Here is a 24723-nt window from a genome sequence, read left to right as displayed (position 1 = left end):
ATCAGTGACCTGCGGTCTGATAGTGGAGCTCCGCCTGGCGGCGTAGATACTCAAGACCAGGGGCGATCGCCATTGCCCATGCAGTGAGGATCTCTTCATCGCACAGTGGATCGCTGGCGCGGACGGTTTTGAGCATGGCTTCTCGCCACAGCGCAAAAAACCGCGGCGGCAGACGCAGGCCTTCCTCGCTCTGCGCTCGCGCCAGCCGTTCCAGAAAATCGGGTACAAAGAGGTCGCCGTTGACCGCCAGCATGGCGAAAAAGCTCTTAAAGATCATCTGCTGGCCTTCCTCGCCCGGGCGTCGTGAGAAGTGCTGCTCCGTCTCGGGCGACATATGGATAAAGGTGCTGTAGAAGGCCTGAAAAAAGCGCTTTTTATCGTGCTCCGGTACGACGCGATTCAGGCTGGCTTCAAAAAGATCGCGATAAAACTTCATGGTGCGTTCCTCATGACCCGTTCGCCCGGCAGCGGCCGGGCGGGTTAGGATCCGCAGGCGACACGCGCTGGCCATGCATGAGTTTTCCCCTTACAGGATTTCCTCGTTGCCATTCTGCGGAAAAGCGGGCCGCCGCTCACCCGTCTTTATCCAGCATCAGCCACACGATACTTTTGCTGACCAGCCATTTATCGCCGGTTTGTCGCTAAAGTCGATTGGCGTTGCCGTCAGGTTGGAGTATAGCCTGGTTGACAACCCCATTGCTGATGAGCAAGCCAACCCGCTACTGACTAAACTGATAGCGTACAGCGGCAAGTTTCGTGAAGGAATGATCAGCATTATCTGGTTCCTGCCGATTTAGGAGGCGCGATGTCGGCACAGCACGTCCTGATTGTTGAAGATTCGCTGGTTTATCGTCGGTTGCTAAGCCGGATGTTGACGCAGTGGGGCTATATCGTCAGTGAGGCGGAAAACGGCGTCGCCGCGCTGGCGATCCTCGAAAACCAGCCCGTCAGCCTGGTGATTAGCGACTGGGAAATGCCGGAGATGAATGGCCTGACGCTGTGCCGGGAAGTTCGCCGTCGCCAGTTTGGTCACTACGTTTATCTGATATTGCTTACCGCTCGCGAAGATCCTGGCGATTTAACTCAAGGGTTTGCGGCAGGGGCCGATGATTTTCTCAGCAAACCGGTGGAGCAGAGCGAACTGCGGGCGCGGCTGCACGCCGGGGCGCGGATCCTCTCCCTTGAAGCCGACCTCGCCGCGCGCAATACGCGGCTAAGTGAAGCGCTGCGGCAGATTGAACAGGATCTGGAGCTGGCGGCGCGCATCCAGCAGTCGGTTCTTCCCGCCCATCAGCTGCGCTATCAGGGTTTTTTCTCCGACTGGATTTTCCTGCCGTCGGCCTGGGTATCGGGGGATATTTTTAATGTTTTCCCGCTGGGGGAGCATCTCGGATTTTACTGCGTGGATGTCTCCGGGCACGGCGTGGGGGCGGCGATGATGTCGCTTGCCGTCGCCCGCCAGTTTCTGCATGGCAGGGCGGTTGAGCGTTTTCTTTTCTCTGCTGATAACCAGCCGGCATCACCTGCCGAGGTAGTGCAGATCCTGAATGGTCGTTTTTGTAGCGACGAGGCAGAGATTGTCAGCTATTTCACCCTGATCTATGGCGTCATCGACCTCACAACCGGTGAGGGGAAACTGTGTCAGGCCGGGCATCCCACGCCGTTTATCGTCACCGTTGATGGAAGTGTGCGCTCGGTCGGTAGCGGTGGGGCGCCGGTGGGGTTGATAAACCATCTCTCATGGGCAGATGTCAGTTTCTCGCTGGCGCCAGGAGAGCGGCTTTGCCTGTTCAGCGACGGTATCACCGAATGTGAAAACCGGAGCGGTGAACAGTTTGGCGAAGCGCGTTTACAAGCGTGGCTGCAGGACAGTGTGACGCAGCCGCTGCCCGCGCTGCTGCCGCGGTTTGCCCGGTACTTGATCCACTGGCGCAATGGCGACGCGCAGGAGACCCAGGCGATGGCCGATGATGTTTCACTTTTGATTATTGAACGTACAGGGGACAGTGATGAAAATTGAAACCGAACGGCAGGCCACGGTCACGATCCTGACGCCGGCGGTGCGTCGGCTGGATGCTTCCGTCGCGGTGGCCTTTAAAGCGGCAGTCGCCCAGGAGATAGGCGAATCTCGCACCGATTTGATTGTTGATTTCAGCAAAATTGCACAGCCAAATGAGTGACGTGCCCGTGAACAACATCATGATGTTTCCTGCCGAACTCACCTCGCTTTCACCGCTGGCGGAGTGGCTTGCCCAGCAAATGGCTTCGCTGCCTGTTGCGGACGAGTGGCGTTTTGCGCTCGATCTCGCCGCCTGTGAAACGGCAACGAATATTATTCGCTATGCGCTGCATGAGGATCGGGAAAGTCGTTTTGGTGTGGAATTTAGGGTCGCGGACCGACGGGTGACGCTGCGCTTTACCGACGCGGGGGAAACCTTTCCCGCCGAGCGCCTGGCGCTGGCGCGTGGTGATGAGCATTTCGATGTCGATCCGTTAGCGGAAAGCGGTAGAGGCTTGCGGCTTATTCTGCGTGCGGTGGACTTTTTTGACGTTGAAATGAATGCAGGGAAAAATATTACCACCCTGATAAAAGCGTTGCCTGATCCCGCTGTTAATTATTCAACCGACAAAAATGGCGGTTGAGAAAAAGACGTCATCCGCCTGGCGGATAACAGGCATGCTTTACCCGCGCATACTTATTGTTGTGCCTGCGCAGTAGACTGCGCGCCCAGATGATGAGGGCGGATAGCATCAAATGTCATCATCGCCGATTTGCAGAAAATGCATTTCGCACCAAAGGGATTTTTTTCCGTCACATCAAACTGGGACGTTCTGTACTGGGAGCCATGGCAGCATGGGCATCTAAAATGGATATGTTCAATCATAATGTAAACCTTGTATGGGTAATGTTCTGTTGAAAAGACAAAGGTCGTTTTCAGGAAAATTAACGCGGCTGATTTTTTGTTAGTGGTAAGCCGGGTTTTGGGTCAGATGGCGGCTTATTTCGTGAGCCGATAGGGGATCTGACAGGGCCTGTTTACAGAAAAAGCAAAATACTAACGGGACTGCTCAAAGGAAGGTGGTATCAGGGATAACGCCTGGAGATGAGAACTCGTACTCAGATAATAACTTTTCGTCTGGTAAATCGACTTAACGATTAACGCACGTGCCGCGAATAATAGCAAATATTATTTTAGCCTTCCGGATGCCTGCTGTGTCAGGGGAGCCTTCATCAGCGCCGTCACCCAGTCGATAAATACCTGTACCCGGGCAGAGAGCTGCCGGCTGCTGGGATAGAGCAGGGAGAGCGGGAGCGGCGCAGGGCGAAAATCGGCCAGCACTTCCGTTAACGCGCCCGACGCCAGATCGGCCTCAAGGCGGGGCAAGGGGGCCTGATACAGGCCAAAGCCAAGCCTTGCCGCTTCGGCGCCGACGTCGGCATCGGAGGTCAGCAGCCGACAGGGCAAACTGACCTCGCTCTGGCGGCCATCCTGGGTAAAGCTCAGCGGCAAGGTACGTTGCGTGCGCGATGAAACAAACCCGATCATCACGTGGCCCGTCAGTCCTTCAATCGTATGCGGGGTACCGTACCGGACGAGGTAGGCCGGACTGGCGCAGGTGATTTCCTGCAGCCTCGCGAGCGGCCGGCAAATCATCTCGCTGTCGGGGAGATGGCCGCCGCGAATGACGCAGTCGACCCCTTCGCGAACCAGATCGACGTCGCGCTCGCTTTCGCCGATCTGCAGCGTCATGGCAGGATAGCGGGCGAGAAACTGTGGCAGCGCGGGCAGCAGCAGGGTCCGCGCCAGATTGCCCGCCACGTCCACGCGGATAATACCGGCAATGCTCCCCCCGGCGCTGCGGTTGGCCTCCTCAAGGGCCGCCAGGATAGCCACGCAGCGCTGATAATACAGCGAGCCCTCCGCCGTTGGTCGTACGTGCCGGGTGGTGCGCTGCAGCAGCCGCGCCCCGAGACTGGCCTCCAGCGCCTTAATGGCCGCGGTCGCCACCGGCCGGGAAAAACCCAGATCCGCGGCGGCGGCGCTGAATGAGCCCCGTTCGACGATGCGCACGAACAGGGTCAGGGTATCCAGTTTATCCATGACATTGTTCCAGCTGGCAAAACAATCCTGTCGCGCAACGCGGTCTTATCGTCGGCATGCAGAAGCCTATAATCGCTCATGTTTTCAGCAGAGATAAAAGGGGGAAACATGAACAATAGCGCAAAAATTGCCCTGGTGACAGGCGGCAGTCGCGGCCTGGGGCGCGCGACCGTTGAAGCGCTGGCTCAGCGCGGCGTGAATGTGGTATTGACCTATAACGCGCATTTTGCCGAGGCGAACGAGGTGGTCGCGCGGGTTGAAGCTCAGGGTTCGCGGGCGATTGCGTTGCCCTTCAGCGCCGGCGAAACCGACACCTTTGACGGATTTGTCAGCGCCTTTCAGGAGGCGCTGGCGGAGCTGGGGGCCGATCGGTTTCATTACCTGGTCAATAACGCCGGCAACGCCAGCGGCATGGGTTTTCTTAACGCTACGGAAGCGGAATTCGATGCGCTGTATCGTATCCACGTGAAGGGCGTTTTTTTCCTCAGCCAAAAACTATTGCCGCTGATGGCCGATGGCGGACGGATAGTGAATGTCTCGTCCGGGCTAACCCGTATCGTGATGGCGAACCGGGCGCCCTATGCGATCATGAAGTCCGCGGTGGAAACCCTGACCCGCTATATGGCGTTTGAGCTGGGCAGTCGCGGAATTACGGTGAACTGCGTGGCGCCCGGCGCCATCGCCACCGATTTCAGCGGCGGGGTGGTGCGGGATAACCCGCAGGTCGCTCAGGCGGTGGCGAACATGACGGCGCTGGGTCGGCCTGGTCTGCCAGAGGATATCGGGCCGATGATCGCCTCGCTGTTATCCGATGATCATCGCTGGGTGAATGCCCAGCGCATTGAAGTTTCCGGGGGAATGCGCATCTGAAGCGAGGGGACTATCCGGCCAACGTTTTGCTGAGTTGAGTCAGGTTAAGCTGCTGCGGGAACGGCTGATCAAACACCGCCGTGCCGGTGGGAAGGAGAGCACCAGCGCGGCGATGGCCAATTCCCTTCGCCAGAGAAAACGCTTTCTCTACAGGCCGTTATTCCGCCAGCAGGGCGGCGAATTTCGCCAGCCACTGCGGGTGGGCCGGCCAGGCGGGGGCGGTAACCAGGTTACCGTCCACATGCGCCTGATCGATACCAATATCCGCATAGTGCCCACCGCTCAGGCGCACTTCCGGAGCGCAGGCGGGATAGGCGCTGCAGGTGCGGCCCTGCAGAATACCGGCGGCGGCCAGCAGTTGCGGGCCGTGGCAGACGGCGGCGATAGGTTTACGCGCGGCGTCGAACGCCTGTACCAGTTTAATAACCTCCTCATTCAGGCGCAGATACTCCGGCGCCCGGCCACCGGGGATCACTAGCGCGTCATAGTCCTCGGCCTTCACCGCGGCAAAATTGGCGTTCAGGGTGAAGCGGTGCCCCGGCTTTTCGCTATAAGTCTGGGCGCCGTCAAAGTCATGGATCGCGGTCATGACATAGTCGCCAGCGGCTTTATCCGGGCAGACGGCATCGACCTGGTGGCCAATCATCTGCAGTGCCTGAAAAGGGACCATCGTTTCGTAATCTTCGGCATAATCGCCGACCAGCATCAGGATCTTCTTGCTCATCATTTTTACTCGTTGTGGGAGAAAGGTGTCTTAGATATAGCCTGGCGATCCGCAGAATGCGACCCCCTCAGGATGCCGAAGACGGTAGCGTGTGCATCTTGCTATCGGGGTCATGTTTTTTCTGGTAACGACAACTTTTGCCGACATCGCCGTGTGGTCAGTCACCCGGGAAAATAGCCTTTTTCAGCTACTGACGGCTGTCTGTGGTGGAAAATATCGCGGGTTCCGCAGGCCTGTGTGCCAGGGCTGTTGACGGTTCAGCGTGGACGAAAACAGGAGAAGTGGCTTAAATGCGTGCCTGATCTGCTAACGATAATATCAATTATCTTATGACAATATTATTCACGGGAATTGTCGCTATCATATTCATTTAATCTATTTTTTTTATCGCCTTGATGATATGTGATGTGAATATTCATGTGTTCAATGTTAATTGAGGGTGTTGGCTTTGAACTTTATATTTGGCTGTAAATCATTCATTGTCGTTACTAATAAAATAATTTTGTTTGCCTTGTGAATGCATTAAAGAAATATTCTTGTTAAGTTGATCGATAATCTGTTTTTGCTCTATTATCATCCGGTTTTATCGTCAACTCTTCAATAATTATTCCTTAAGGAAAGGAACTACTATGGCTGATACGTTCCAGAATGAAGTCCCCAGGGCGCGCATTAATCTCAAATTATCTCTTCATACCGGCGGCGCGCAGAAGAAGGTCGAGCTACCGCTGAAGCTGCTTACCATTGGCGATTTTAGTCATGGTAAGGAAAACCGGCCTTTATCGGAAAGAGAAAAAATCAACGTCAATAAAAATAACTTTAACAGCGTACTTTCGGAATTTAGCCCGGAAGTTAACCTCTCGGTGCCGAATACGCTGTCCGGCAATGGTGAAGAGGAGAACGTCAGACTGCGTTTTACCGATATCAAAGATTTTGAACCGGAGCAGGTTGCCCGGCAAATTCCGCAACTCCGCGCCATGCTGGCGATGCGTAATTTATTACGCGATCTCAAATCCAATCTGCTTGATAACGCCACTTTCAGAAAAGAGCTTGAGGCAATCCTGAAAGATCCGGCGCTGTCCCAGGAATTACGCGACGAAATGAGTGCGCTTGCCCCGAAATAATGGCGGGGCAAGTCTGTTAATGGATTAACCGGGAAAATGCTAATGTCTGTTACCACAGAAAACGCCCCTGTTCAGGGGCAAACCACGTTGCAGGAAAATAGGGCGGGCGAGGGCGTTTACGCCTCGCTGTTTGAAAAAATTAATCTCGCCCCGGCGTCTCACCTCGGGGATATCAACGACTTTCTGGACGATGCCGCGCTCTCCGAGGCGCCGGCGGCGGAACGTCTCACCGCGGCGATGCAGGTGTTTATGGAGCGCATCCGTCAGTCCGGTCAGCGGGTGGAAAAGCTCGACAAAACGCTGATTGATCACCATATCGCCGAACTGGATTTCCAGATAAGCCGTCAGCTGGACGCGGTGATGCACCATCAGGAGTTTCAGCAGGTCGAATCCCTGTGGCGCGGCCTCAAACAGCTGGTGGACAACACCGACTATCGGCAGAACGTCAAAACGGAGATCCTGGACGTCGCCAAAGACGATCTGCGCCAGGACTTTGAGGACGCGCCGGAACTTATCCAGAGCGGACTCTACTGGCACACCTATACCGCGGAGTATGACACCCCCGGCGGCGAGCCGATCGGCTCGGTGATCTCGGCCTATGAGTTCGACGCCAGCCCGCAGGATGTGGCGCTGCTGCGCAATATCTCCCGCGTCTCTGCGGCCGCCCATATGCCGTTTATCGGCGCCGTCGGCCCGGCCTTCTTCCTGAAAGAGACCATGGAAGAGGTGGCTGCTATTAAGGATATCGGCAACTACTTCGATCGCGCGGAATATATCCGCTGGAAATCATTTCGTGAAACCGACGATGCCCGCTACATCGGTCTGGTGATGCCGCGCGTGCTGGGTCGTCTGCCGTACGGTCCGGACACCGTGCCGGTGCGCAGCTTCAACTATGTCGAGCAGGTGAAAGGTCCGGACCACGAAAAGTATCTGTGGACCAGCGCAGCGTTCTCCTTCGCTTCCAATATGGTGAAGAGCTTTGTCAATAACGGCTGGTGCGTGCAGATCCGCGGTCCGCAGGCCGGCGGTGCGGTGAAAGATCTGCCCATCCACCTGTACGATCTGGGCACCGGCAACCAGGTGAAAATTCCTTCCGAGGTGATGATCCCGGAAACGCGGGAGTTTGAGTTCGCCAGCCTGGGCTTTATCCCGCTGTCGTACTACAAAAATCGCGATTACGCCTGCTTCTTCTCGGCCAACTCCGCGCAGAAACCGGCGCTGTACGATACCGCCGACGCCACCGCCAACAGCCGTATCAACGCGCGTCTGCCTTACATCTTCCTGCTGTCGCGCATCGCGCACTACCTGAAGATGATCCAGCGCGAGAATATCGGCACCACCAAGGACCGGCGGCTGCTGGAGCTGGAGCTGAACACCTGGGTGCGGAGCCTGGTGACTGAAATGACCGACCCCGGCGACGAGCTGCAGGCCTCCCATCCGCTGCGCGATGCCAGCGTGGTGGTGGAAGATATTGAGGATAACCCGGGCTTCTTCCGCGTGAAGCTGTACGCGGTCCCGCACTTCCAGGTCGAGGGGATGGACGTCAATCTGTCGCTGGTTAGCCAGATGCCAAAGGCGAAGGCGTAGGTCCGGACGATGATGAAAACGGAACGTCCGTTGTGGGGCCGGGGCATTATGGTGTCGCCCCAGCATTTTCAACAGCAGGCTGCGTATGCAGCCTGGACTGCGGAAGTGATTGCCCGGATGGGGCTTAATCACCCCTGGGGAGTGGTTGAGGCGACCTTCGAACCAGAGATGCTTAAACTGGGCCGCCTGCAGGCTCACAGGCTGCAGGTCCGGTTCCAGGATGGCACGATGATTGATACGGACAATGCCGATGCGCTGCCGTCCGCGCTGTCACTGGACGGCGCGGACGGCGAGGCGGTGATCGTGCTGGCGCTGCCCCTGATGCAGGCGAATGGCGGCAACTGCCTGAAGCCGGAGGAGGTGGCCGAAAGGCCGGTGCGCTTCCGGCAGCGCTGGCGTGATGTCCGCAACCAGTTCGGGGATGATACCCGGCAGATTGCCGTCATGCAGCCAGAGCTGACCCTCCGCTTCGCCCATCAGGACAACAGCGATTACCTGACCTGTCCGCTTGTTCGCCTGCAGCGGGACTCGCAGGGGGCCTGGCTTATCGACGAAACGTTTCTCCCGCCGCTGCTGCAGATCCAGGGCAGCCGCTGGCTGGCGGCGCAGCTTGAACAGCTGCTTACTCAGCTTCGGGCTCGTCTGACGCGCCTGATGGCCATGCGTCGCGAGAGCAATGAACGGATGGCTGATTTTGCCGTGGCCGATGTCTCTCTGTTCTGGTTGCTGAATGCGCTGAACAGCGCCGAGCCGGTGCTGGGGTACTTTCTGCGTTACCGGCAAAGCCCGCCGGAACGCCTCTACCCGGAGCTGGCGCGCCTGGCTGGTAGCCTGCTGACCTTTTCGCTCACCCATCAGGCGAATGCCGTCCCGATTTATCAGCATGACCAGCTGAACGCGGTTTTTCCGCCGCTGTTTGATTTACTGAGCGACCTGCTGGAGGCGAGCCTGCCGTCGCGGGTGGTGGCGATTGCGCTGGAGCATGATGCCCGGCTGCACTTCTGGCAGGCGCGTCTGCACGATGCCCGGCTGCGGGAAGGGGCTGATTACTACCTGTCGGTTCGTTCGTCGGTACCGGTCGCCCGACTGCAGGAGCAGTTTCCGCGACAGTGCAAAGTGGGCAGTCCGGATCATGTCAAAGCCATCGTCAACTCCTCGCGGACAGGGGTGCCCCTCACGCCATTGCGTCATGTGCCGGCGGCGATCCCGCTGCGTCTGGAAAATCAGTATTTCAGCCTCGATGTGTCCCACCCTCTGGCGTCGGAAATGCTGCAGAGCGGCACCTGTATGTTTTACGTCCCGGGGATGCTCGGTGAGCCTGAACTTGAACTTTTTGCGGTACTACGAACGTGAATGAGCCTAAACGCGGTAACGCCGCGTCCATTGATATTGATGCGCTGCTGCAGAACACCTGGCTGCAGGTTATCAGCCTGCGCCACGGCCCGCAGTTCCGCGATGAGGAAGGGTACACGCTATGGCAGCGCTGTATTGCTGATGTCGAGCGCGTGCAACATGAGCTGAAGGCGAGCGGGCTTGATGACGCCAGCTGTCAGCATATTCTCACCGCCCAGTGCGCGCTGCTCGATGAAGCCGTGAAAGGGCGCGGCGTGGAGGATGAGGCCTGCCTGCAGTGGTATGACATTCCGCTGCAGGGGCACTTCCTCGGCACCATGGATGCCGGTGATACGCTGTGCGATCGGATGCGTGATGTGCTGCGTGAACCGGCGCCCGACCTGGCCGTGGTCACCTGTTTTCAGCGGGTGATGCTGCTGGGTTTTGTTGGCAGCTTTCGCTCCCTCAACGATCCCGAGCGCCTGAAGCTGATCAACGCGCTCAGTGAGCATGTCCCACCTTTTCAGTGCCCGTCAGCCGCTCCCGTACTGGTAGAGAGTCGGGCAGGACTGGGGATAAGCGGCTGGCTGGCCTCCTGGCCCGTGCGAATTGGCCTGAGCGTGATGGTGGTACTCGTCCTGTGGTGGGGGCTGAACCACTGGCTCGATCACCTGCTGCTGACCCTGTTACCGGGGACGGTGAAATGAGCCCCGCGCAGCAGCGTGGGCTGGCGCTGTGGGCCAGCCTGCTGAGTGCGCTGGTGTGCCTGCTATTTTTGCCGGTTCCCCGCTGGGGGGCATGGCTCATTCTGCTGGTCACGCTGGCCCTGATCATCGGGATCTGGCGCATCGCCAGTCGTCGTACCCGACGTAACGTCGCATCAACCCTGGCCCCTCTCCCGGAGGGCGCTTATCGCCAGCCGGTGGTCCTCGTTTGCGGCGACCTGCCGTGTGTCTGGCCGCCAGCGTCACCGGTGCGAGTCGTCAAACAGGGCTGCTGGATCCGCGTGGAAAAGACGGAGGAGCTGCAGCAGGTCGCGCGTCAGATATTGAGCCAGCGGCCGGAATGGGGGCCTCAGCTGTCGGTGCTGCTCTGCGTCTGCCCGCAGCGGCACGCACAAAGCGATGCGCTGACCAGCGCTCTGCTGGCCCTGCGCTGGCAACTCAGCCAGCTGCGCCAGCAGACGGGGTATGCCGTACCGCTGGCGCTGCAGGGGCAGGTGGGCAGCGCGATGAGTCGCGACCTGTTGTGGCAGGCGGCGCTGTCGGGTGAGGCGGTGAAAGTCTGGCAGCCCTCCTGCGCCCCCTGTTCCGTACCGGCCTGGGTAAGCGCTGGCGGGGCGGCCGCGCTGAAGCAGCAGGTGCTGATGAACAGCCTGATGGGCTGGTTTGAACAGCACGTCCATGCCGTGTTGACGGAAGAGAATACCGACCTGCCGCCTCTGACCCCAGCGGCCGTGCTGTGGGGGCTCGGGCCCTCGCTGCCTGGAAGTCTGGCATCGTCGGCCTGGACGACGTGGTTATCCCGACATAGCGGCCTGTCGCGGGTAGCTGGCTGGCAGCCAGATGAGAGCGACACCGAGGACGCTTCAGCTTTGCCGGAATTCATCCTGCCGCAGTTACCGGCGGGACGGGGACTCACGCCACGAGGCAGGGCCTGGCGCGCGGCGCTCGCGATTTTCACCCTCGCGGCTGTCGCCGCGCTGCTCAGCAGTGGCTGGAACAATCGACAACTGCTGCAGCGCGTGGGCGTCGATATTGCCCGTTATGAGCGGATTGCGATGGATGATTATCGGCCAAAAGCCAGCGCTGTCAGGGTGCTGCGTGAAGATGCCGCGCTGCTCGATAGCTGGGCGCGTAACGGCGTCCCGCTGCGCCTGAGTCTGGGCTTGTATCGCGGGGAGCAGATTCGCCTGCCGTTGCTGGAGGCTATTCGCGGTTACGTGCCGCCTCCACCGCCGCCCAGGCCGGTGCAGCGCGTCGCGCCGAACGTCATCCGCCTTGACAGCATGTCGCTATTCGATACCGGGAAATGGGTACTGAAGCCTGGTTCGACAAAGCGGCTGGTCAACTCGCTGATGGACATTAAGGCCAGGCCCGGGTGGCTGATCGTGGTGGCGGGCCACACCGACAGCGTCGGTGAGGAAAAAGCCAACCAGCTATTGTCGCTGAAACGTGCGGAATCGGTCCGCGACTGGATGCGCGATACCGGCGACGTGCCGGACAGCTGCTTTGCCGTTCAGGGCTATGGCGAAAGCCGACCAATTGCAACAAACGATACGCCGGAGGGCCGTGCGCTGAACCGTCGTGTCGAAATCAGTCTGGTGCCGCAGGTAGACGCCTGCCGGTTACCGGACCAACCCTCTGCGTCATCCCAGGATGATGGCGCTTCACTACACAATGGAGAGTAATTCCATGGCAATTCCTGTTTATCTTTGGCTGAAAGACGACGGCGGCGCGGACATTAAAGGGTCTGTCGACGTTCAGGATCGTGAAGGCAGTATCGAAGTGGTGGCCCAGGAGCACAACCTGTACATCCCGACCGATAACAACACCGGCAAACTGACCGGCACGCGTATCCATACGCCGTTCCTGTTCACCAAGGAGATCGACTCCTCCAGCCCCTACCTGTACAAAGCAGTGACCACCGGCCAGACCCTGAAATCCGCTGAGTTCAAGTGGTACAGAATCAACGATGCCGGCCAGGAAGTGGAGTATTTCAATACCAAACTTGAGAACGTCAAGGTGGTGAAAGTGAATCCCCTGATGCACGACATCAAAAACCCTGCCTACGAGAAGCACAACCATCTGGAACAGATTGAGCTGCGCTACGAGAAGATCACCTGGACCTATAAAGACGGCAACATCATTCACTCCGATAGCTGGAACGAACGCGCCACAGCGTAATTGCCCGTCATATTTCGCGCCGCTGGCGCGCAGGCGACGTTCGCTCATCCCGGCCGCATCGTTATCGCTGCGACCGGGGATTTTTGCGGGCGATCGCCTGATGCGGGCAGCGTTTCTCTGCCCGCCGTTTTTTGCTGAGCGCCTGAGATACGGGTTCTCAGCAAAGAAAAACACAATCTGCCTGCCTGACCCTGTGCGCTGTGGGTTCCTGTTCGGGAACAGCGACGGGCGGTAGCGTGTCCGGAACCAATAAGAGAGGATCTCATGGAAAATCCAGCCAGCCTGTTACGCCGTCTTAATCCCTGCTGTGCCCGCGCAATGGAGGGGGCGGCCTCCCTGTGCCAGACCCGGGCGCATGCCGAGATCCTGCCCGAGCACTGGCTGCTTAAACTGCTGGAACAGGGGGAAGGCGATCTGACGGTGCTGGCGCGGCGCTATGAATGGGATATGGATGCGCTGTGGCAGGATCTGCTGAGCTGGCTGGATAAACAGCCGCGCTCGGTACGTCATCGTCCCCAGCTCTCTGACCATACCCTGAGGCTGATGCAGGAGGCCTGGCTGATTGCCTCGCTCAGCGGCGAAGCGCAGATCCGCAGTGTTCACCTGCTGATGGCGCTGGTTGAAAAACAGAATCTGATCCAGTGCGATGGCCTGTGGCCGCTGTTAACGCTGGGCCAGCGTCAGCTGGAACGCCTGCGCCCCTTGCTGGATGCCCAGTCCGACGAACGTCCGCCAGCGCAGCAGGAAGCGGCCCTGGCGCAGCCCCATGGCGGGGACGTGGAATTTGTGGGGCGTCCTGCGAGCGGTGAACTGAATGCGGATGGGCTCAACCCGGCGCTGCAGAACGCGCTGGACAAATTCACTCTCGACGTCACCGCCAAAGCCAGAGACGGCCAGATTGACCCGGTGTTTGGACGCGACACGGAAATCCGCCAGATGGTGGATATTCTCTCCCGTCGGCGAAAAAACAACCCGATCCTCGTTGGCGAGCCGGGCGTGGGCAAGACCGCTCTGGTGGAAGGCCTGGCGTTGCGCATTGCCGAAGGCAACGTCCCCGACGCGCTGAAGCCGGTGTCGGTGCGCACCCTCGACCTCGGTCTGCTGCAGGCCGGCGCCGGGGTCAAAGGCGAGTTCGAGCAGCGGCTGAAAAATATCATTGAGGCGGTACAGCAGTCGCCTTCGCCGGTGCTGCTGTTTATCGACGAGGCGCACACGATCATCGGCGCGGGTAATCAGGCGGGCGGCGCGGATGCCGCCAACCTGCTGAAGCCGGCGCTGGCCCGGGGCGAGCTGCGGACCATCGCCGCCACCACCTGGTCTGAATACAAGCAGTACTTCGAGCGCGACGCCGCGCTGGAGCGCCGCTTTCAGATGGTCAAGGTGGATGAGCCGGACGACGACACCGCCTGCCTGATGCTGCGCGGCCTGAAGTCCCGCTATGCCGACCACCACGGCGTGCATATCACGGATGATGCGGTGCGCGCCGCCGTGACGCTGTCACGACGCTACCTCACCGGTCGCCAGCTGCCGGACAAGGCAGTGGATTTACTCGACACCGCTTCCGCCCGCCTGCGCATGAGTTTGGATACCGTGCCTGAGCCGCTGACCCGCATGAAGGCGCAGCTCACCGCGCTGGCGATGGAGAAACAGGCGCTGCTGGAAGATATTGCGCTGGGCAACAGCGCCCGCGGCGAACGGCTGGCGGCCATTGAGCAGGAGGAGATCCGCCTTATTCTGGCGCTGGATACCCTTGAAACTCAGTATGGTCAGGAGCTGCAGCTGACGGAGGCGCTGCTGGCCTGTCGCCGCGATATCTCCCGCCAGGCGGAAATTAACGACCTGCAAAACGCGCTTATTGCCGTCCAACAGGGCAATCCGCTGCTCGGGCTGGACGTCGACGTCCGCACCGTGGCGACGGTGATTGCCGACTGGACCGGCGTGCCGCTCTCCTTGCTAATGAAAGATGAGCAGACGGAGCTGCTGAGTCTGGAAGAGAGTCTCGGCAAACGGGTGGTTGGCCAGGAGGCGGCCCTGAGCGCTATTGCCCGGCGCCTGCGCGCCGCGAAAACCGGCCTGACGCCGGAGAACGGTCCGCAGGGGGTGTTCCTGCTGGTCGGGCCGAGCGGCACCGGCAAAACGGAAACGGCGCTCGCCCTGGCCGATGCGCTGTTCGGCGGCGAGAAAGCGCTGATCACCATCAATCTCTCCGAGTACCAGGAGCCGCACACCGTCAGCCAGCTGAAGGGTTCTCCGCCCGGCTACGTCGGCTACGGCCAGGGCGGGATCCTGACCGAGGCGGTGCGCAAACGCCCCTACAGCGTGGTGCTGCTCGATGAGGTGGAAAAGGCTCATCGCGATGTGATGAACCTGTTCTACCAGGTCTTCGACCGGGGGGTAATGCGCGACGGCGAGGGGCGTGAAATCGACTTTCGCAACACCGTGATCCTGATGACCGCCAACCTCGGAAGCGACCTCCTGATGCAGTTGCTGGATGAACAGCCGGAGGCCAGCGAATCAGACCTGCACGAGCTGCTGCGCCCGGTACTGCGCGGCCACTTCCAGCCGGCGCTGCTGGCCCGCTTCCAGACGGTGATTTACCGTCCGCTGCCAGCGGGAGCGCTGCGCGCCATTGTCGGCATGAAGCTCGGGCAGGTAAGTCAGCGTCTGGCTTGCCATTACGGAATCACCACCACCCTCAGCGAGAGCCTGTTCGACGCGCTGACCGAGGCCTGCCTGCTGCCGGACACCGGCGCCCGCAACGTCGACAGTCTGCTGAATCAGCAGATCCTGCCGGCGCTGAGTCAGCAGCTATTGAGCCATATGGCGGCGGGGCAGAAACCGCGCCAGGTGACGCTGGGGTATCACGAAGAGGAAGGCGTCGTGATGGCGTTTGACGAGGGGACAATATCCGATGAGTAGCGTGAAATCGTTGTTGTTCAGCCACAACCACCACCTGCTTTCGGTGAAGGGATGTGAAGCCGGGCTTGATGTGCTGGCGTTTGAGGGCGATGAAGCCCTGAGCCAGCCGTTCCGCTACCGTATCGAATTCACCAGCGCAGACCATGCCATCAGCAAAGAGATGATGCTGATGAAGGCAGCCTCCCTGACGCTGCAGGCGCCGGTGGCTCAGGGCTTCGGCATCAATGTTCAGCAACCCGTGCGGGTGATCCAGGGCGTGGTGACGGGGTTTGAACGGCTCAGTACCTCCAGGGATGAAACGCACTACGCGCTGACGCTTCAGCCGCGCCTGGCGCTGCTTAACCGCTCGCACCAGAACGCCATTTACCAGGACCAGTCCGTTCCGCAGATTGTGGAAAAAATCCTCCGCGAGCGCCACGGCCTGCGCGGTCAGGATTTTCTGTTCTCGCTGACAAAAACGTATCCGCGCCGCGAGCAGGTGATGCAGTACGGCGAGGATGACCTGCGCTTTATCACCCGGCTGCTGGGTGAGGTGGGGATCTGGTTTCGCTTTTCCGCCGACACGCGGCTGCACATCGACGTCGCTGAGTTCTGCGACAGTCAGCAGGGCTATGAGAAGGGGCTGACGTTGCCTTCGGTCCCGCCGTCAGGGCAGCAGTCGGCCGGGGTGGACGCGGTGTGGGAGATGGCATGCCGCCACCGCGTCGTGGAGCAGCAGGTCAGTACCCGCGACTACAACTACCGCGAGGCGACGGCGGACATGAACGCGCAGGTGGATGTCACCCGCGGGGAGACGACCACCTTTGGTGAGGCTTACCACTGGGGAGATAACTACCTGACCGCGGGGAATGTCCATGACCGCCATCCGGCGCCGGAGTCCGGGGCGTTTTACGCCCGCCTTCGTCATGAGCGTTATCTTAACGGCCAGACCCGGATGCAGGCCATCACCAGCTGCCCGACGCTCTGCCCGGGGCAGGTGCTGAAGGTCACCGGCGGAGAGGAGGTGGCCGGGGAGTTTGCTCATGGCGTGCTCGTCACGGCGATGCACAGCCATGCCCGGCGCGATGCCGACTTTGCGGTGGAGTTTGCCGGCATACCGGACAGCCCGGACGTCGGCTACCGGCCTGAGCCAGGTGCGCGTCCGGTGATGGCCGGGACGCTGCCGGCCCGCGTGACCAGCACCCGGGAAAACGACACCTACGGGCATATCGATAAACACGGGCGCTACCGGGTGAATATGCTGTTTGACCGGGCGCGCTGGGAAACCGGGTTCGAGAGTCTGTGGGTCCGTCAGTCGCGACCGTATGCCGGAGACACTTACGGCCTGCACCTGCCGCTGCTGGCGGGGACGGAGGTGGCGATTGGCTTTGAGGATGGTAACCCTGACCGGCCGTATATCGCGGGCGTGCTGCACGACTCGGCGCACGGCGACCACGTCACCATCCGCAATGACAAACGCAACGTTCTGCGCACCCCGGCCAACAACAAAATCCGCCTCGACGATGAGCGCGGGAAAGAACATATCAAGGTGTCGACGGAGTATGGCGGCAAGAGCCAGCTGAACCTCGGCCATCTCGTGGATGCTGAAAAGCAGCAGCGCGGGGACGGTTTTGAGCTAAGAACCGACAGCTGGGGAGCTATCCGGGCACAGAAGGGTATTTTTATCAGCGCGGACGGACAGGCGAAGGCCCGGGGGCAGGTGCTGGCGATGGAGCCGGCGGTCAGTTTGCTGAAAGGTGCGGTGAATCAGGTCACGGAATGGGGAAGCATTACGCAAACCCATCATAATGTTATCCCAGACACCGGCCCATTAAGCGCACTGACCACAGGCACCAGCGATCTTAAACAGCCGACATTGCTGATGTCGGCCCCGCAGGGGATTGCCGCAGTCACGCCGGAAACAACCCTTCTGCACAGCGGTAACGGGCTGTATCTGCAGAGCCTGGGGGAGGTCAACATCACCACGGCACAGCGCTGTTCTCTGAATGCCAGCCAGGCTATTTCACTGCTGGCGCAACAGGAGGGGATGAGGCTGGTCTCCGCCAAAGGTCCGCTGGAAGTAGAGTCGCACGGCGAGATTCTGTCGCTGACCGCGCTAAAAGATATCACCGTCCAGTCAACCCAGGGGCATCTGCAGTTGACGGCTAAAAATGGCATCACCCTGGGTTGCGGCGGCGCATATATCCGTCTTACCCCGCAGGGAGAGGTACAGATCCACGGACCGGGGGTGATTAGCCTTAAGGGACAGCATGATTTGCAGGGGCCGGTCAGCGAGGCGTTTCCCTTGCCTGAGCTACCGGCATCGGTGTGTAAAGAGTGCCTTAAAAAAGCCCAGGCGCTGGCGCAGGGCTTCGTGCCGCGGGAGGCATAGATGACCAGACAATGGATTGAAGAGGTCGCCGGAACCTGTCGGGCTTTCGAAACGGATTATCTGCATGTCATTATCGATCAGGCGGGGGTGGATTTTTCCGTTATTCCGGCGCTGAATTCGCTGTCAGTTGAGTGGCAGTCGCTTTTTCATGGACTTCCGGAAGCATTTATTGTCGATGATGCTCCGCTGGTGGCGCGCTTTACGCTTGATGATCATGAGCAAATGCGCTGGTTACAGGATATCAGCCAGCAACTTGCCATCCAGGCGCCGCTGCTCCTGTTCTGCACATACTGGCCCTTTTCGGCGCTGGCGAACTGGCTCACGCAGTGTATGGATATTCTGCAGGAAGGGCGCAGCGGAATTTTACGCTTTTACGATACCCGGGTATTTCCGCTGTTGTTTACACACATTCTCAGTGAAGAGCAGCAAGAGCCATTGATGCGTCCGGCCCTGTTCTGGGCGTGGCAGGATTTTGACGGCCAGGCGAAAGGCATCAAAGGCAGTGGTCTCCCGCCGGAACGCGATGAAAATGCGCCCAAAATAGAACTCAGCGATCGCCAGCTTGAGCATCTGATGTGTATCAGCGATGTCATCGTCATGTTGTCGCACTGTGCTCCGCCTGCGGGCATGTTTGACTCAAGACAGTCACTGTTTTCGGCCTGTTACCAGGGCATGGTGGAGGCGACACGCCAGGGTCTTCTTCTGGATGACGCTCGTGAAGACTGGGTAATGAAGAAGTGGTTTGCGGACGTAAAAACCAGTGAGAGACCTTCAGAATGAAAAGCCTGGTCTGGCTGAGTACACCCCTCTCTTCATTACCCTCAAACCGACAGGGAGAGTCCGATGAAATCTGCATTAATCAGCCCGCTGCTGGCGGGTCTGCTGCTGTTAACCGGCTGTGCACAGCCAGCCGCACAGGCCGGAGGCGGCGGTGGCACCATTGACGCCATCAACCACACAAAATGGGCAATTAACCACTTCAGTATCAATGGCCAGTCGGGCATCGACATTATAGGTCCGTTTCAGGGAGGCGGAGGCGGCTGCTGCTTCAGCGTGCCCGCCCGCTGGACGCCGGGTATGACGGTGCGCGTTGACTGGGAAAGTGGTGAGGCATCGACTGAAGGCTTTCCTGGATTTGCTGATTACGAAAAATATAAAGTCTGGGAGAAAAAAATGAGCTCTCAGAACCGTCAGCACAGTAAAACCGTCCCGTTGCCCGACTATAACGGCCAGGATGTGTGCGGCATTACGGTGCACTTTTTACCCTGCGATGACGTGAAGGTGACCACCAGCTGCTGGTCACCGAGAAATGCGAACTACCCGATAAAAGAGCCCGTCAGGATGAAGGAGCCCGCCGTATGTCCGAAGTAGCACGCCTTCGTTTCCCCGGGGTGACATCACCATCCCTTCATTACCCTCACCCGACAGGGAGAGTCCGATGAAATCTGCATTAATCAGCCCGCTGCTGGCGGGTCTGCTGCTGTTAACCGGCTGTGCACAGCCTGCCGCACAGGCCGGAGGCGGCGGTGGCGGAACAATAAAAGCCATCAACCACACAAAATGGGCGATCAACCACTTCAGTGTCAACGGCCAGTCGGGGATCGACATTATAGGCCCGTTTCAGGGCGGCGGAGGCGGCTGCTGCTTCAGCGTGCCCGCCCGCTGGACGCCGGGTATGACGGTGCGCGTTGACTGGGAATCAGGCGTTGGTGGTTCTAAAGGTTTTCCTGGATTTGCCGACAGGGAAAAATACAAGGCCTGGAAAAAAGGGATTGATGCCCAAAAGAGGCAGCACAGCCAAACCGTCCCGCTACCTGACTATAACGGCCAGGATGTGTGCGGCATTACGGTGCACTTTTTAGCCTGCGATGACGTGAAGGTGACCACCAGCTGCTGGTCACCGAGAAATGCGAACTATCCGATAAAAGAGCCCGTCAGGATGAAGGCGCCCGCCGTATGTCCGAAGTAGCACGCCTTCGTTTCCCCGGGGTGACATCACCATCCCTTCATTACCCTCACCCGACAGGGAGAGTCCGATGAAATCTGCATTAATCAGCCCGCTGCTGGCGGGTCTGCTGCTGTTAACCGGCTGTGCACAGCCAGCCGCACAGGCCGGAGGCGGCGGTGGCACCATTGACGCCATCAACCACACAAAATGGGCAATTAACCACTTCAGTATCAATGGCCAGTCGGGCATCGACATTATAGGTCCGTTTCAGGGAGGCGGAGGCGGCTGCTGCTTCAGCGTGCCCGCCCGCTGGACGCCGGGTATGACGGTGCGCGTTGACTGGGAAAGTGGTGAGGCATCGACTGAAGGCTTTCCTGGATTTGCTGATTACGAAAAATATAAAGTCTGGGAGAAAAAAATGAGCTCTCAGAACCGTCAGCACAGTAAAACCGTCCCGTTGCCCGACTATAACGGCCAGGATGTGTGCGGCATTACGGTGCACTTTTTACCCTGCGATGACGTGAAGGTGACCACCAGCTGCTGGTCACCGAGAAATGCGAACTACCCGATAAAAGAGCCCGTCAGGATGAAGGAGCCCGCCGTATGTCCGAAGTAGCACGCCTTCGTTTCCCCGGGGTGACATCACCATCCCTTCATTACCCTCACCCGACAGGGAGAGTCCGATGAAATCTGCATTAATCAGCCCGCTGCTGGCGGGTCTGCTGCTGTTAACGGGCTGTGCACAGCCAGCCGCACAGGCCGGAGGCGGCGGTGGCGGCACAATAAAAGCCATCAACCACACAAAATGGGCAATTAACCACTTCAGTGTCAATGGCCAGTCGGGGATCGACATTATAGGCCCGTTTCAGGGTGGCGGCGGTGGCTGCTGCTTCAGCGTGCCCGCCCGCTGGACGCCGGGTATGACGGTGCGCGTTGACTGGGAAAGTGGTGAGGCATCGACTGAAGGCTTTCCTGGATTTGCTGATTACGAAAAATATAAAGCCTGGGAGAAAAAAATGAGCTCTCAGAATCGGCAGCACAGTAAAACCGTCCCGTTGCCCGACTATAACGGCCAGGATGTGTGCGGCATTACGGTGCACTTTTTACCCTGCGATGACGTGAAGGTGACCACCAGCTGCTGGTCACCGAGAAATGTGAACTATCCGATAAAAGAGCCCGCCGTATGTCCGAAGTAGCACGCCTTCGTTTCCCCGGGGTGACATCACCATCCCTTCATTACCCTCACCCGACAGGGAGAGTCCGATGAAATCTGCATTAATCAGCCCGCTGCTGGCGGGTCTGCTGCTGTTAACCGGCTGCGCACAGCCTGCCGCACAGGCCGGAGGCGGCGGTGGCGGAACAATAAAAGCCATCAACCACACAAAATGGGCAATTAACCACTTCAGTATCAATGGCCAGTCGGGCATCGACATTATAGGCCCGTTCCAGGGCGGCGGTGGCGGCTGCTGCTTCAGCGTGCCCGCCCGCTGGACGCCGGGTATGACGGTGCGCGTTGACTGGGAAACCGGGGTGGGTGATACAGAAGGTTCCCCTGGCTTTGGTAATGATGAAAAGTACCTTGCCTGGGTTAAGAAAATGAAGGCCCAAAGCCGTCAGCACAGCAAAACCGTTCCGCTGCCTGACTATAACGGCCAGGATGTGTGCGGCATTACGGTGCACTTTTTACCCTGCGATGACGTGAAGGTGACTACCAGCTGCTGGTCACCGAGAAATGTGAACTATCCGATAAAAGAGCCCGTCAGGATGAAGGAGCCGGCCGTCTGTCCGAAGTAGCTCGCCTTCGTTTATTCAGGCTGGCATCACCCTCACTTAATCACCCTCAAACCGACAGGGAGAGTCCGATGAAATTTGCATTAATCAGCCCGCTGCTGGCGGGTCTGCTGCTGTTAACCGGCTGCGCGCAGCCTGCCGCACAGGCCGGAGGCGGCGGTGGTGGAACAATAAAAGCCATCAACCACACAAAATGGGCAATCAACCACTTCAGTATCAATGGCCAGTCGGGCATCGATTCAATAGGCCCGTTTCAGGGGGGCGGAGGCGGCTGCTGCTTCAGCGTGCCCGCCCGCTGGACGCCGGGTATGACGGTGCGCGTTGAATGGGAAACCGGGCAGGGTTCATCCGCGGGTTTCCCGGGGTTTGCTGATGAGGCGAAATACCTTGCCTGGAAAAAAGGGATTGATGCCCAAAAGAGGCAGCACAGCAAAACCGTTCCGCTGCCCGACTATAACGGCCAGGATGTGTGCGGCATTACGGTGCACTTTTTACCCTGCGATGACGTGAAGGTGACCACCAGCTGCTGGTCACCGAGAAATGCGAACTATCCGATAAAAGAGCCCGTCAGGATGAAGGAGCCTGCCGTATGTCCGAAATAACCGAAATTCATGCCGCCTGGGTCCCGCCGCCGTTTCCGCCGCAGGGACGTCTGCCGGGCCGGGCGCTGCAGGTTGGGCAGAACTGCCATCAGCAGAACAGCGACGAGCGGCGCTATCACCAGGAACTGTGCCTGGCTGCCGGACGGCGCGTGGAGCCGCCGTGCTGCAAGACGCTGCACATCAGTCTGTTTTTCGACGGTACCGGCAATAACTTAAATCATGACTTTTTTATCGCGAAGCCGAAACATCCGACCAATATCGCCCGGCTGTTTCGGGCGACTATTGGAACGGGAACGGCTGGCGGGGTGCCGTCTGACGATCAGAGCAAGCTGTTTGATGATGACGGCGGGGGAGACGGGAAATATTTTAAATTCTATATGCCCGGCGTGGGCACCCCCTTCCCGGAAGTGAATGACCCGGACTATTCCACCATGGGTCTGGTGGGGGCAGTTAAGGGGGAGGATCGGATTAACTGGGCGCTGCTGCGCATAATCGATGTGCTGATGTTTAGTGCCACCGAAAAATGGCTGACCACCGCAGAGAGTCGTCGTTCACTGAAAGAAATGAGCACCAGCTGGAACCGGCTGTGGTTTGGCGGCAGCCATAACCGCTATGAAGAGTTCACTCGCTTGCTGAATGGTCTTGCCCCGAAACTGATGCCGATGCTGATTCAGCCTGAGCCGGGCAAGCCGAAACTGACAGGCATCAAGCTGTATGTCTATGGTTTTTCCCGCGGCGCGGCAGCGGCGCGCACCTTTGTGCGCTGGCTGAGCGAACTGCTGCCCCCGCCGGCGGCGGAAGGTGAAAAACCGCCGCAGTGCCTGCAGACAGGCGGGATGCAGCTGCCCGTCAGCGTGGAGTTTCTCGGGCTGCTGGATACGGTGGCCTCCGTCGGGGTGGCGCATGTGGTGCCGGTTGCCGACGGGCATATGTCCTGGGCAGACGGCACGATGGAGCTGCCGGATGATGAAACCTATGGCGGGCTGATAAAAAAATGTGTTCACCTGGTCTCCGGGCATGAGCAGCGTCTCTGCTTTCCGCTGGACTCGGTGCGGCGGGCAAACGGCAAATACCCGCCCTGTGCCAGAGAGGTGGTTTACCCGGGGATGCACTCGGATATTGGTGGAGGATATCCGCCGGGGGATCAGGGGAAAGCGAATGGTAGTGATGACCGTCTATTGCTTTCGCAGATAGTTTTAAATGATCTTTACTCTGCCAGCTTCCAGGCTGGGGCCCCTCTGAAAGTTCCTGTTGACACGCTGCCTGTCGATCTTAAAAAAGATGCATGGCGTGCTATGCATCCTGAACTTATTGAGCAATACGGAATTAATGAAAAACTAGTCAACCGCTTCAACGCCTGGCGCGAACTCACTCTGGGTCAAACCACGCCGAAAACGTTCAATCCCGAAGCAACCTCTCACTACGAACCACCTGCCGCCGGCGGCAGTCTGGAAACCGTCATTGCTGAGCAGATGGCCTGGATCACCGCCTGGCGCATCGACCGCTATGCCAGAGGCTCGATGCTGAAAACGCCCTTCTATCAGCGCGCCACGAATACCGACGCGCTGCCTGCCGCGCGTAAGGCGGCAGAAGAGGTTCGTGATGAAAAACAGGCGGCGGTGCTCAGGGCTCGCCAGAACCAGATAGCAAACCAGCCTCCTGACAGGATGGATGAGCTGGTTCTGCAGCCGGGCGTGAAGGATTTTGACCCAAAGATGGATCAAACCCAGCTGTTCGACGCGGCGAAGGAGTTCGGAAAGGATTACCACGACGGTTACCGTATTCCGGATAACCTGGCGCAGCTGGTGCTGGATACCGTGCTGCAGCCGGTGATTTTCGTCCTCAATACCGATGATGAAGCGCAGGAATACCGGCGCATGAAGCGTGACGGAGAGGCCCGGGTGGCCGTCCTCTTTCCCGATGCCGGCGAGGCCAGCAACGCGGAGCAGCCTGCCGGGCTGGTGAGGGCGCTGTTTGATGATCAGGTGCATGATTCACGCGCCTGGTTTATGTATGCCGCGCTCGGCACGCGCGAGATGTGGACCGGCTACTTCCGCTACCGGATGATTTACTTCAGCGAGCGCTGCAGTAAACCGCTCTCGCCGCTGGTGCTCGCCGGAGACCTGGTGGGTTTTGCGACCGTGACCGCGGGTGTCGTGCTCAGTTTCCGGCAAAAGCGCCTGACCGGCAAGCTGGCCGGGCTGGCCGCGACAGGCGCCGTGCGCTCGCTGGAGGTGGCGGTGCTGGACAAGATAACCGGGGAAGCGCTGCCGGAGCTGCCCGGAGGGGCGCAGCTGCGGGCATTTACCCACGAGCCGGGAACCGTTGTCGCACAGCAAAAGGCGCGGAAAGCGGAAGAGCAGCTGGCGCGGGGGCAAGCCGCGCTGCCGGCCAGCTGGCTGGAGGACGTTCTGACGACAACGGTCTGAACGCGGATAAGGAGGATCCG

At 59.2% G+C, this 24723-nt stretch carries 24 protein-coding genes and 1 pseudogene; 21 read left to right on the top strand and 4 right to left on the bottom strand.

All coding sequences use genetic code 11. The features are described 5' to 3' along the window. Position 1 precedes the first annotated feature (1 nt). Positions 2–436 (bottom strand): globin family protein, encoded by a 435-nt coding sequence (locus tag AC3EMD_RS15250; protein ID WP_012968418.1) that lies wholly within the window; start codon positions 434–436, stop codon positions 2–4. 106 nt (positions 437–542) lie between these two features. On the opposite strand from AC3EMD_RS15250, the gene AC3EMD_RS15245 reads away from it, so the two are divergent. The 4 genes and pseudogenes from AC3EMD_RS15245 to AC3EMD_RS15230 all read left to right on the top strand — a co-directional run bounded on the left by AC3EMD_RS15245 (position 543) and on the right by AC3EMD_RS15230 (position 2643). Next, the gene (locus AC3EMD_RS15245) at positions 543–797 is read left to right on the top strand and encodes a hypothetical protein (RefSeq protein ID WP_142669070.1); all 255 of its coding nucleotides are present in this window, start codon (positions 543–545) and stop codon (positions 795–797) included. 8 nt (positions 798–805) lie between these two features. Next, the gene (locus AC3EMD_RS15240; protein ID WP_110210853.1) at positions 806–2020 is read left to right on the top strand and encodes a PP2C family protein-serine/threonine phosphatase; all 1215 of its coding nucleotides are present in this window, start codon (positions 806–808) and stop codon (positions 2018–2020) included. Further along, positions 2010–2162, top strand: a pseudogene (locus tag AC3EMD_RS15235) (STAS domain-containing protein); the annotation flags it as partial. The gene AC3EMD_RS15240 and the pseudogene AC3EMD_RS15235, both read left to right, overlap by 11 nt. 10 nt (positions 2163–2172) lie before the next feature. Then, positions 2173–2643: an ATP-binding protein gene (locus tag AC3EMD_RS15230; RefSeq protein ID WP_012968417.1), complete on the top strand. Its 471-nt coding sequence runs from the start codon at positions 2173–2175 to the stop codon at positions 2641–2643. Positions 2644–2696: 53 nt separating this feature from the next. On the opposite strand, the gene ymcF is transcribed toward AC3EMD_RS15230, so the two are convergent. Both ymcF and AC3EMD_RS15220 read right to left on the bottom strand, forming a co-directional pair. Next, positions 2697–2885 (bottom strand): cold shock small protein YmcF, encoded by a 189-nt coding sequence (gene ymcF, locus AC3EMD_RS15225; RefSeq protein WP_110210852.1) that lies wholly within the window; start codon positions 2883–2885, stop codon positions 2697–2699. Between the two features lie 303 nt (positions 2886–3188). After that, positions 3189–4103, bottom strand: a complete 915-nt coding sequence (locus tag AC3EMD_RS15220) for a LysR family transcriptional regulator (RefSeq protein ID WP_110210851.1) — start codon at positions 4101–4103, stop codon at positions 3189–3191. A 108-nt stretch (positions 4104–4211) separates the two neighbouring features. Between AC3EMD_RS15220 and AC3EMD_RS15215 the strand changes: the two genes are divergently transcribed. Next, positions 4212–4973 (top strand): SDR family NAD(P)-dependent oxidoreductase, encoded by a 762-nt coding sequence (locus AC3EMD_RS15215; protein WP_023340016.1) that lies wholly within the window; start codon positions 4212–4214, stop codon positions 4971–4973. Between the two features lie 157 nt (positions 4974–5130). Here the strand turns inward: AC3EMD_RS15215 and AC3EMD_RS15210 are convergent, their stop codons facing one another. Continuing rightward, complete coding sequence (locus AC3EMD_RS15210; RefSeq protein ID WP_008805196.1) at positions 5131–5697, bottom strand: DJ-1/PfpI family protein; 567 nt, start codon at positions 5695–5697, stop codon at positions 5131–5133. 629 nt (positions 5698–6326) lie between these two features. Here AC3EMD_RS15210 and tssB point away from each other — a divergent pair. The 16 genes from tssB (at position 6327) to AC3EMD_RS15130 (ending at position 24703) form a co-directional block, all read left to right on the top strand. Next, positions 6327–6818 carry a type VI secretion system contractile sheath small subunit gene (tssB, locus tag AC3EMD_RS15205; protein WP_012541985.1) on the top strand — a complete coding sequence of 164 codons (492 nt, stop codon included), beginning with the start codon at positions 6327–6329 and terminating at the stop codon, positions 6816–6818. Between the two features lie 42 nt (positions 6819–6860). After that, positions 6861–8405 carry a type VI secretion system contractile sheath large subunit gene (tssC, locus tag AC3EMD_RS15200; protein ID WP_008805195.1) on the top strand — a complete coding sequence of 515 codons (1545 nt, stop codon included), beginning with the start codon at positions 6861–6863 and terminating at the stop codon, positions 8403–8405. Between the two features lie 9 nt (positions 8406–8414). Continuing rightward, on the top strand, positions 8415–9758 hold the full coding sequence (gene tssK / locus AC3EMD_RS15195; protein ID WP_165454054.1) for a type VI secretion system baseplate subunit TssK: 1344 nt from the start codon (positions 8415–8417) through the stop codon (positions 9756–9758). After that, positions 9755–10444 (top strand): type VI secretion system protein TssL, short form, encoded by a 690-nt coding sequence (tssL, locus tag AC3EMD_RS15190; protein WP_047666439.1) that lies wholly within the window; start codon positions 9755–9757, stop codon positions 10442–10444. The genes tssK and tssL overlap by 4 nt, the downstream gene beginning before the upstream one ends. Further along, positions 10441–12147, top strand: a complete 1707-nt coding sequence (locus tag AC3EMD_RS15185; protein WP_110193212.1) for an OmpA family protein — start codon at positions 10441–10443, stop codon at positions 12145–12147. Before tssL ends, AC3EMD_RS15185 begins: the two co-directional genes overlap by 4 nt. A gap of 4 nt (positions 12148–12151) precedes the next feature. Beyond that, positions 12152–12643 (top strand): type VI secretion system effector Hcp, encoded by a 492-nt coding sequence (hcp, locus tag AC3EMD_RS15180; protein WP_002902160.1) that lies wholly within the window; start codon positions 12152–12154, stop codon positions 12641–12643. A 264-nt stretch (positions 12644–12907) separates the two neighbouring features. After that, the gene (gene tssH / locus AC3EMD_RS15175; RefSeq protein WP_302073577.1) at positions 12908–15562 is read left to right on the top strand and encodes a type VI secretion system ATPase TssH; all 2655 of its coding nucleotides are present in this window, start codon (positions 12908–12910) and stop codon (positions 15560–15562) included. Position 15563: 1 nt separating this feature from the next. Then, positions 15564–17933 carry a type VI secretion system Vgr family protein gene (locus tag AC3EMD_RS15170; RefSeq protein ID WP_025713200.1) on the top strand — a complete coding sequence of 790 codons (2370 nt, stop codon included), beginning with the start codon at positions 15564–15566 and terminating at the stop codon, positions 17931–17933. Beyond that, positions 17934–18713 (top strand): toxin Tle1 chaperone Tla1, encoded by a 780-nt coding sequence (tla1, locus tag AC3EMD_RS15165; protein WP_012541978.1) that lies wholly within the window; start codon positions 17934–17936, stop codon positions 18711–18713. 63 nt (positions 18714–18776) lie between these two features. Continuing rightward, on the top strand, positions 18777–19304 hold the full coding sequence (gene tli1 / locus AC3EMD_RS15160) for a T6SS immunity phospholipase A1-binding lipoprotein Tli1-KP (protein ID WP_012541977.1): 528 nt from the start codon (positions 18777–18779) through the stop codon (positions 19302–19304). A 67-nt stretch (positions 19305–19371) separates the two neighbouring features. Further along, positions 19372–19902, top strand: coding sequence for a T6SS immunity phospholipase A1-binding lipoprotein Tli1-KP (gene tli1, locus AC3EMD_RS15155; RefSeq protein ID WP_302073576.1), 531 nt, complete (start codon positions 19372–19374; stop codon positions 19900–19902). A gap of 67 nt (positions 19903–19969) precedes the next feature. Beyond that, positions 19970–20497 (top strand): T6SS immunity phospholipase A1-binding lipoprotein Tli1-KP, encoded by a 528-nt coding sequence (gene tli1, locus AC3EMD_RS15150; RefSeq protein ID WP_012541977.1) that lies wholly within the window; start codon positions 19970–19972, stop codon positions 20495–20497. 67 nt (positions 20498–20564) lie between these two features. Then, positions 20565–21077, top strand: a complete 513-nt coding sequence (gene tli1, locus AC3EMD_RS15145) for a T6SS immunity phospholipase A1-binding lipoprotein Tli1-KP (RefSeq protein ID WP_012968406.1) — start codon at positions 20565–20567, stop codon at positions 21075–21077. A gap of 67 nt (positions 21078–21144) precedes the next feature. Then, positions 21145–21675, top strand: coding sequence for a T6SS immunity phospholipase A1-binding lipoprotein Tli1-KP (gene tli1, locus AC3EMD_RS15140; RefSeq protein WP_047666445.1), 531 nt, complete (start codon positions 21145–21147; stop codon positions 21673–21675). A gap of 68 nt (positions 21676–21743) precedes the next feature. Beyond that, complete coding sequence (tli1, locus tag AC3EMD_RS15135) at positions 21744–22274, top strand: T6SS immunity phospholipase A1-binding lipoprotein Tli1-KP (protein WP_040968428.1); 531 nt, start codon at positions 21744–21746, stop codon at positions 22272–22274. Then, the gene (locus AC3EMD_RS15130; RefSeq protein ID WP_040968429.1) at positions 22262–24703 is read left to right on the top strand and encodes a T6SS phospholipase effector Tle1-like catalytic domain-containing protein; all 2442 of its coding nucleotides are present in this window, start codon (positions 22262–22264) and stop codon (positions 24701–24703) included. The genes tli1 (AC3EMD_RS15135) and AC3EMD_RS15130 overlap by 13 nt, the downstream gene beginning before the upstream one ends. The last annotated feature ends 20 nt before the right edge of the window (positions 24704–24723 follow it).

The organism is Klebsiella sp. PK18, from assembly GCF_057784655.1.
This window is presented reverse-complemented; position numbering and strand designations above follow the sequence as displayed.

Coding starts and splice junctions, on each gene's coding strand:
- AC3EMD_RS15250 (WP_012968418.1), bottom strand. CDS start 436: ATGAAGTTTTATCGCGATCTTTTTGAAGCCAGCCTGAATCGCGTCGTA.
- AC3EMD_RS15240 (WP_110210853.1), top strand. CDS start 806: ATGTCGGCACAGCACGTCCTGATTGTTGAAGATTCGCTGGTTTATCGT.
- AC3EMD_RS15230 (WP_012968417.1), top strand. CDS start 2,173: ATGAGTGACGTGCCCGTGAACAACATCATGATGTTTCCTGCCGAACTC.
- ymcF (WP_110210852.1), bottom strand. CDS start 2,885: ATGATTGAACATATCCATTTTAGATGCCCATGCTGCCATGGCTCCCAG.
- AC3EMD_RS15220 (WP_110210851.1), bottom strand. CDS start 4,103: ATGGATAAACTGGATACCCTGACCCTGTTCGTGCGCATCGTCGAACGG.
- AC3EMD_RS15215 (WP_023340016.1), top strand. CDS start 4,212: ATGAACAATAGCGCAAAAATTGCCCTGGTGACAGGCGGCAGTCGCGGC.
- AC3EMD_RS15210 (WP_008805196.1), bottom strand. CDS start 5,697: ATGAGCAAGAAGATCCTGATGCTGGTCGGCGATTATGCCGAAGATTAC.
- tssB (WP_012541985.1), top strand. CDS start 6,327: ATGGCTGATACGTTCCAGAATGAAGTCCCCAGGGCGCGCATTAATCTC.
- tssC (WP_008805195.1), top strand. CDS start 6,861: ATGTCTGTTACCACAGAAAACGCCCCTGTTCAGGGGCAAACCACGTTG.
- tssK (WP_165454054.1), top strand. CDS start 8,415: ATGATGAAAACGGAACGTCCGTTGTGGGGCCGGGGCATTATGGTGTCG.
- AC3EMD_RS15185 (WP_110193212.1), top strand. CDS start 10,441: ATGAGCCCCGCGCAGCAGCGTGGGCTGGCGCTGTGGGCCAGCCTGCTG.
- hcp (WP_002902160.1), top strand. CDS start 12,152: ATGGCAATTCCTGTTTATCTTTGGCTGAAAGACGACGGCGGCGCGGAC.
- tssH (WP_302073577.1), top strand. CDS start 12,908: ATGGAAAATCCAGCCAGCCTGTTACGCCGTCTTAATCCCTGCTGTGCC.
- tla1 (WP_012541978.1), top strand. CDS start 17,934: ATGACCAGACAATGGATTGAAGAGGTCGCCGGAACCTGTCGGGCTTTC.
- tli1 (WP_012541977.1), top strand. CDS start 18,777: ATGAAATCTGCATTAATCAGCCCGCTGCTGGCGGGTCTGCTGCTGTTA.
- tli1 (WP_302073576.1), top strand. CDS start 19,372: ATGAAATCTGCATTAATCAGCCCGCTGCTGGCGGGTCTGCTGCTGTTA.
- tli1 (WP_012541977.1), top strand. CDS start 19,970: ATGAAATCTGCATTAATCAGCCCGCTGCTGGCGGGTCTGCTGCTGTTA.
- tli1 (WP_012968406.1), top strand. CDS start 20,565: ATGAAATCTGCATTAATCAGCCCGCTGCTGGCGGGTCTGCTGCTGTTA.
- tli1 (WP_047666445.1), top strand. CDS start 21,145: ATGAAATCTGCATTAATCAGCCCGCTGCTGGCGGGTCTGCTGCTGTTA.
- tli1 (WP_040968428.1), top strand. CDS start 21,744: ATGAAATTTGCATTAATCAGCCCGCTGCTGGCGGGTCTGCTGCTGTTA.
- AC3EMD_RS15130 (WP_040968429.1), top strand. CDS start 22,262: ATGTCCGAAATAACCGAAATTCATGCCGCCTGGGTCCCGCCGCCGTTT.